General features: G+C 56.8%; 7 protein-coding genes. 6 read left to right on the forward strand and 1 reads right to left on the reverse strand.

Annotated features, from left to right (window positions below):
* Positions 1 to 179: 179 nt before the first annotated feature.
* The 5 genes from ACW8F6_RS10270 to aroE all read left to right on the forward strand — a co-directional run bounded on the left by ACW8F6_RS10270 (position 180) and on the right by aroE (position 4,913).
* A complete protein-coding gene (locus tag ACW8F6_RS10270) occupies positions 180 to 1,223 on the forward strand; it encodes a LysM peptidoglycan-binding domain-containing protein (RefSeq protein WP_491575770.1) in 1,044 nt (347 codons plus the stop codon).
* A 160-nt stretch (positions 1,224 to 1,383) separates the two neighbouring features.
* The gene (gene dprA / locus ACW8F6_RS10275; protein WP_491575771.1) at positions 1,384 to 2,496 is read left to right on the forward strand and encodes a DNA-processing protein DprA; all 1,113 of its coding nucleotides are present in this window, start codon (positions 1,384 to 1,386) and stop codon (positions 2,494 to 2,496) included.
* 72 nt (positions 2,497 to 2,568) lie between these two features.
* Complete coding sequence (gene tsaC / locus ACW8F6_RS10280; protein WP_491575772.1) at positions 2,569 to 3,138, forward strand: L-threonylcarbamoyladenylate synthase type 1 TsaC; 570 nt, start codon at positions 2,569 to 2,571, stop codon at positions 3,136 to 3,138.
* Positions 3,139 to 3,174: 36 nt separating this feature from the next.
* Positions 3,175 to 4,086: an oxygen-dependent coproporphyrinogen oxidase gene (gene hemF, locus ACW8F6_RS10285; protein WP_491575773.1), complete on the forward strand. Its 912-nt coding sequence runs from the start codon at positions 3,175 to 3,177 to the stop codon at positions 4,084 to 4,086.
* Positions 4,083 to 4,913, forward strand: coding sequence for a shikimate dehydrogenase (gene aroE, locus ACW8F6_RS10290; RefSeq protein WP_491575774.1), 831 nt, complete (start codon positions 4,083 to 4,085; stop codon positions 4,911 to 4,913). The genes hemF and aroE overlap by 4 nt, the downstream gene beginning before the upstream one ends.
* Here aroE and ACW8F6_RS10295 read toward each other — a convergent pair.
* A complete protein-coding gene (locus ACW8F6_RS10295; protein WP_491575775.1) occupies positions 4,910 to 5,464 on the reverse strand; it encodes a gamma carbonic anhydrase family protein in 555 nt (184 codons plus the stop codon). The two genes, aroE and ACW8F6_RS10295, sit on opposite strands and share 4 nt — an antisense overlap.
* 84 nt (positions 5,465 to 5,548) lie before the next feature.
* Here ACW8F6_RS10295 and ACW8F6_RS10300 point away from each other — a divergent pair.
* A partial coding sequence (locus ACW8F6_RS10300) for a M3 family metallopeptidase (RefSeq protein WP_491575776.1) occupies positions 5,549 to 6,969 on the forward strand: 1,421 nt, incomplete at its 3' end.

A 6,969-nucleotide genomic window follows, 5' to 3' on the forward strand; every position in this document is an offset into this window, starting at 1 on the left:
ATTTGGCAGAGGCAAAATGCAAACCGTTGTAGTCTTTTGGCAACGGTGGCACATTGTCTCCCAGACAGTGGCGGAATGACAGTCGCAAGGCGACCGGTTATGTTGCGCTATTATAACGTCTAAATTCTCCTCTGAGGCCTGCATCTAACCGGTGGCCGCGAGAAACAGGATTGGTTTCTATGAAAAAGCTATTATTGGGTTTGGCCGCATCCTTGGTGTTATGCACCACGGCGTTTGGCGAAGACGTTCAAATTCGCAGTGACAGGCCCGACACCTACCGCGTTACCGAAGGCGACACACTGTGGGATATCTCCGGTAAATTTCTGGAAAACCCCTGGCAGTGGCCCGAAATATGGCAGGTAAATCCTCAGATTCACGACCCGCACCTTATTTATCCCGGCGATATTGTCTCGCTGGTGTATCTGGATGGTAAACCCCGGCTTGAAATTGAGCGCGGCAAGCCCGCCACCAAATTGTCGCCTGGCACGGAAAAGTTGTCGCCCAAAATTCGCTATCAGCCTGTAGCAGCTGCGATCCCAGCCATTCCCTTAGATGCCATCAACAGCTTTTTGACCGGTTCGCGCATCGTCATGCCCGACGTCTACAACAATGCACCCTATGTATTGGCGGGTGAAGACGGTCGCCTAATCAGCGGTGCCGGCGATCATTTGTACGCGCGTGGTGAAATAGACCCGAATGTGCCCGTTTACGGCATTTACCGCAAAGGTAAAAGCTTCGCAGACCCTGAAACCGGGGAGTTTCTGGGCTACCAGGCGCTGGACGTGGGCGCTGTGCGCGTGGCAGCCATTGAAGGCGATATCGCCACCATGGATGTGACTCGCACTACCCAAGAGATTTTGATCGAAGACCGATTGTTGCCCAGCGCTGACCGAGCGGTAGCGAGCACCTTTTATCCCAAGGCACCCGAGCAGGATATCAATGGCGTCATTATGACCGTTGAAGGTGGTGTAACTCAGGTTGGCCGCATGAACGTTGTGGCGATCAATAAAGGCGAGCGCGACGCACTGGCGGCCGGCGATATTCTGGCGATTATGAAATCGGGCCCTGTGGTGCAAGATCGTGTCACCGGCAAGCCGGTAAAACTGCCGGATGAACGCGCTGGTTTATTGATGGTATTCCGCACCTTTGAGAAGATGAGCTACGGCATCGTACTGGATGCCACCCGGCCGTTAGCTATCAATGACAGGGTAATTAACCCCTGACAGTAAGCCGGCCATGGGCCGGCTTTTTTGTGGCCTAAATGCATCGACCGGCCTGACAAAATCTTCTGGTTGTGAGTGCTTACAAACTCGGCGTAACGGGTAGGTCGCACTCAAGCAGGAGCGATTTTACCATCGACAAATGTTCAAGGAAGAACGCAGCATGTCCGTTACCGAACGCGAATTACTGATCGCGCTACACCATATTCCCGGCATTGGCCCTCGCAAATGGGTCCAGTTGCGTACTCATTTCACACAGGTGACCGCATTGCTGGCGCAGGCGCCCGCCGAGCGCGCGCGTTGGTTGGGTGCCTCTGGCGCGGCACTACTAGAAGACTGGCTTGCGGAGCGGCCAGGCAATTGGCTGGGCGAGCGACTGGCGCACCTGGAGGCCTGGCTAGAACAACCAGAACACGGCCTGATCACCTGCTTGGATGAAGATTACCCAAACCTGTTAAGGGAGGCTGGCGGCCCACTCCTATTGCACCTTTGGGGCAATGGTGGGCTGCTAAATCTACCGCAAGTGGCCGTTGTTGGATCGCGCAAACCCACGGCGGCGGGGCGCAAGACGACCGACTGGTTTTGTAGGGTCCTTGCCGGCGGTGGGTTTACCATTACCAGTGGCCTGGCGTTGGGGGTCGACGGCGTCGCTCACGAAGCCGCGCTGGCTGCTGAGGGCTATACCTTGGCGGTACTGGGCTGTGGGTTGGATCAGGTCTATCCGGCGGCGCATCGGTCATTGGCGCAACGCATTGTCGCTGCAGGTGGCCTGGTGGTTTCAGAGTTTGCGTTGCCAGTGCGGCCAGAACCGGGCCACTTTCCGCGCCGCAACCGTATTATCAGTGGTTTAAGTTTGGGGACGCTGGTGGTAGAGGCGGCCTTGAAAAGCGGCTCTTTGATCACGGCTCGCTACGCGTTGGAGCAAAATCGCGAGGTATTTGCAGTCCCCGGTTCTATCTTTAGTCCCGTGAGCGAGGGTTGCCATTGGCTCATTCGCGAGGGCGCGACACTGGTGTGTCACCCCGAGCAACTGGCCAGCCACCTGACCGACAGCTTGCCGCTGCTTGCACCCAGTGTACCGCAAGTGAGCGTAAACTTACCTGAAGACCCTCAGCAACGGGACCTACTTGCGCTCTTGGGGCACGAGCGGGTGGATTTTGAAGCGCTGCTTGAAGCCAGTGGCTTGAGTGTTGCCCAATTGCACCGGCTGTTGGCGGCTTTGGAATTAGAGGGCTCGATTGTGTCTTCTGAAATGGGCTACGAGCGACGGCTTTGATCTGGGTCAATTGCCTCGGGTGCAGGCAAGTGTGACAATGCGCCCCGCAAAATTCACGAGAAAGGCTTATCCATGTCCAACAATTGGCTTGAGCACCCCGCTGTTCTAGCGGCTGTGTCGGCATTGAAGGCGGGGGGGGTGATTGCCTACCCCACAGAGGGGGTCTGGGGGTTGGGCTGCTTACCCGACAACGAAGACGCCGTTCACAAGGTGCTGGCGCTTAAAGGTCGACCAGTGGAAAAAGGCCTGATACTGGTAGCGGCAGAGCTGAATCAGGTTACACCCATGCTCGATACGCTCAACAGCGATCAGTTAGCAGTGCTGCAGACCAGCTGGCCCGGCCCTAACACCTGGCTGGTACCGCACGCCAACAAGGTGCCGCGCTGGATCACCGGCGCCCACGACAAGGTGGCCCTGCGTGTTAGCGACCACCCGGTGGTACAGGCGTTGTCTGCGCTGGCAGATTCGCCTTTGGTGTCCACCTCGGCCAATCCACAGGGTATGCCGGCGGCTATGACAGAGGCCGAAGTAATGACTTACTTCGCTGGTCAGCTCGATGCGGTGGCACCTGGAGAAGTTGGCGCGCGCGGTCGGCCATCGGTTATCCGCGACCTCATCACGGGCGCAGAAATCCGGCCGTAACATTCACACTGTGACTTCGAATCTATAAGGAAGACTATGTCCGCCATCGATAAAGACGCCGTGAAAGCGTATTTGCTAGTGCTGCAAGACACCATTTGCAGCGGATTATCTGCGCTGGATGGGGCAGCCTTTGTGGAGGATAGCTGGGAGCGTGCAGAAGGGGGCGGCGGCCGTTCGCGCGTGCTGGCAGACGGGCGAGTTTTTGAAAAAGCGGGCGTCAATTTTTCCCATGTATTCGGTGCCGGCCTGCCGGCGTCGGCCACAGCGGCGCGCCCAGAATTGGCCGGCCGCTCCTTCGAGGCCATGGGTGTATCACTGGTGGTGCATCCACAAAACCCATACGTACCCACCAGCCACGCCAATGTGCGTTTTTTTATGGCCGAGGCGCCGGGTAAAGATCCCGTGTGGTGGTTTGGCGGCGGTTATGACCTGACGCCTTATTACGGTAATGAAGAGGACTGCCTGCATTGGCATAAAACCGCCCAGGCGGCCTGCTATCCCTTTGGTGAAAACCTTTACCCGCGTTTTAAGGCCTGGTGTGACGACTACTTTTACTTGAAACATCGGCAAGAGCCGCGGGGTATCGGCGGTCTGTTTTTTGACGATTTTAACGAGCTGGGGTTTGAGCAAAGCTTTGCGTTTATGCGCTCGGTGGGCAACAGCTACCTGGATGCCTATTGCCCAATAGTTGAGAAGCGCGAATCTCGGGTGTTTGGCGACCGGCAGCGGCAGTTTCAGTTGTACCGTCGGGGCCGTTATGTGGAGTTTAATTTAGTGCACGATCGCGGCACGCTGTTCGGCCTGCAGACGGGCGGTCGCACCGAGTCGATATTGATGTCACTGCCGCCGCTGGTGCGCTGGGAGTATGGCTTTGCGCCAGAGCCTGGCAGTGCAGAAGCGGAGCTCACCGAGGTGTTTTTGCAGCCGCGCGATTGGGTGAATGAATGATGGACAGGTATCGCGTCGTCGGCAATCCCATTGCGCAATCGAAATCGCCCTGGATACACAGAGCCTTTGCCGAGCAAACGGGCGAGCAGTTGAGCTACGACAGTGCCTGCCCGGCCGAAGATGCCTTTGCGGCACAGGCCCAGGCGTTTTTTGATGGCGGTGGCAAAGGCATGAATGTCACCGCCCCCTTTAAATTGGACGCCTTTAATTTTGCTCGCCAATTAACCCCCAGGGCGACGCTCGCGGGCGCTACTAATACTTTGGCAATGCAAATAGATGGCACCATTTTGGGCGACAATACCGACGGTTTCGGTTTAGTTTATGATTTAACCGAGCAGTTAAATTGGCCGTTAAAGGGCGCCAATGTGCTGATTTTAGGCGCGGGGGGCGCGGTTCGCGGTGTTCTTCAGCCACTGCTTGAGGCCGGTGTGGCGCAACTGGTGGTGGCCAACCGCACCCTCGCCAAAGCACAGACGCTAGCGACGTTGTTTAAGGTCCTGGGGCCTATCTCTGCGACTGATTATTCTGGCTTGGCGCTCCGTGACTTTGATGTGATTATCAATGGCACTTCGGCGGGCCTGGCAGGTGGTTTACCGCCGCTGCCGAGTGGCCAATTGCGCTCGAGCTGCCGCTGCTACGACATGACCTACAGCGCCAAAGCAACCGCTTTTCAAGCTTGGGCGCGGTCCGAGGGCGCGCAGCAGGCCGCCGACGGCTTGGGTATGCTGGTTGCTCAAGCCGCCGAATCCTTCTGCCTGTGGCGCGGTATCCGACCGGATATTGGGCCTGTGTTAAAAGCACTGCGGGCCGATATTGGGCGAGTCTAATCGTCTTTGTCTAAGGCCAGCTCGGCCCGGTGTTGGTCTTTGAGCTTGGCGTAGTTACCCGCTGTATAGCGAAAGAATGCCCGTTCTTTTTCCGACAGTGGTCTGGCCTGACGCGCCGGTGCACCCATATACATAAAGCCCGATTGCAGGGTTTTACCGGGCGGCACCAATGTACCCGCGCCAATAACTACGTCATCCTCGACTACGGCACCGTCCAAAATCGTTGCGCCAATGCCCACCAAAATTCGATTGCCTAGGGTGCACCCGTGCAATATGGCGCCGTGGCCAATGGTGACGTCGTCGCCGATGGTGAGCGGCCAACCGTCTTCGTTAAAGGGCCCGGCGTGGGTGATATGTAAGACAGCGCCGTCTTGTACGCTGGTGCGTGCGCCAATACGGATGCGGTGCATGTCGCCGCGCACCACTGCCATGGGCCACACGGAACTGTCTTCGCCAATTTCCACATCGCCGGTGACCACTGCACTGGGATCGACAAACACTCGCTCGCCCAATTTCGGGTATTTGCCATTAAAGGATCGGATTGAACTCATCGGTGCACACCATTTTCGCGTAAAATGCCATTTTACGCTGCCTGTGCCAGGCTCGAAACATCATTGACGAAAACCGGAATCAGAATGCCACAGAATGTCCAGAACCCCTTGCTTGCCGACGACTATTTCCCCCCCTTTGACCGGCTAACCCCCGAAATTGCCCAAGCGGCCATTGAGCAATTATTGACGGATTCGCGCGCGGAGATAGAGCAGGTGATTGCAGAGGCGAGTGCGCTGGAGACAGAGCAAATTTTGCGACGGTTGGAGGCCATCGACGACCGTTTATCGCGCGCCTGGTCGCCGGTTAGTCACTTAAACAGCGTGGCCAATAGTGAGGCACTGCGCGCTGTGTACGATAGCTGTCTGCAAGCGTTAACCCGCTACAACACCGAAATGGGGCAACACCAGGGGCTGTTTGCACTGTACGAATCGCTGGCTGAACGCGCTGACTTTAACGGGTTGGGCCAGGCTCACAAGCAGGCCGTGCACAATGCTTTGCGCGATTTTCGTTTGGCGGGTATTGGTTTACCGGAGGCGGAGCGCGCTACCTTTAAGCAGCTTAAGCAGCGCCTGAGTGAGTTGTCTAACCAGTTTTCCAACAATGTGTTGGATGCCACCCAGAGTTGGCACCTGCATTTGACCGACCGGGAGGCCCTAGCGGGTTTACCGGATCACGCTGTTGCGCAGGCAGCACAGGCTGCCAAACGCAAAGGCCTGGACGGCTGGGCGATTACACTCGATTTTCCCGCGTACTTAGCGGCCATGACCTACGCAGAAAACCGGGAGCTGCGCGCGCAAGTCTACCGCGCCTATGTCACGCGCGCCTCTGCGCTGGGCGCGTCTGAGTATGACAATAGCCCGCTGATTGTAGAGATTTTACAATTGCGCCAAAAGCTGGCGAAACTATTGGGCTATGCCGATTACGCGTCTTTGTCTTTGGCGAAAAAAATGGCCGACAGCACCGACACTGTGCTGAACTTTTTAAAGGAGCTGGCCCAAGAATCCCGACCCGTGGCAGAAAAAGAGCTGGCGCAACTGCAGGCCTTTGCCCGTGAAGAATTGGCCATAGAAGAGCTGCAGCCGTGGGATTTAAGTTTTGCGGCAGAGCGCCTGAAGCAGCGCGACTTTCAATTATCGCAGGAAGCGCTGCGGCCTTATTTTCCGGCGGACAAAGTTGTTGCCGGCATGTTTTCGGTGGTGCAGCGATTGTTCGGCATCGCGGTAAAGCCTCTGCAGGGCATTGCCACCTGGCACCCAGATGTGCAGGTCTACGCTATAGAACAAGCGGGCGAAACCTGCGCTTATTTTTACCTGGATTTATTTGCACGCGATAAAAAGCGCGGCGGAGCCTGGATGGACGATTGCCGCGTTCGGCGCGCCGACGCGCAGGGATTGCAAAAACCCATCGCCTATTTAACCTGCAATTTCACCCCGCCCCTGGACGATACGCCGTCGCTGTTAACCTTTGATGAAGTGACGACGCTTTTTCACGAATTTGGCCACGG

Source organism: Simiduia sp., from assembly GCF_058345725.1.

What these genes read in the sequence shown, in the direction of transcription:
- tsaC (WP_491575772.1), top strand. Translation starts at nt 2,569, where the DNA reads ATGTCCAACAATTGGCTTGAGCACCCCGCTGTTCTAGCGGCTGTGTCG.
- ACW8F6_RS10295 (WP_491575775.1), bottom strand. Translation starts at nt 5,464, where the DNA reads ATGAGTTCAATCCGATCCTTTAATGGCAAATACCCGAAATTGGGCGAG.
- ACW8F6_RS10270 (WP_491575770.1), top strand. Translation starts at nt 180, where the DNA reads ATGAAAAAGCTATTATTGGGTTTGGCCGCATCCTTGGTGTTATGCACC.
- aroE (WP_491575774.1), top strand. Translation starts at nt 4,083, where the DNA reads ATGATGGACAGGTATCGCGTCGTCGGCAATCCCATTGCGCAATCGAAA.
- dprA (WP_491575771.1), top strand. Translation starts at nt 1,384, where the DNA reads ATGTCCGTTACCGAACGCGAATTACTGATCGCGCTACACCATATTCCC.
- hemF (WP_491575773.1), top strand. Translation starts at nt 3,175, where the DNA reads ATGTCCGCCATCGATAAAGACGCCGTGAAAGCGTATTTGCTAGTGCTG.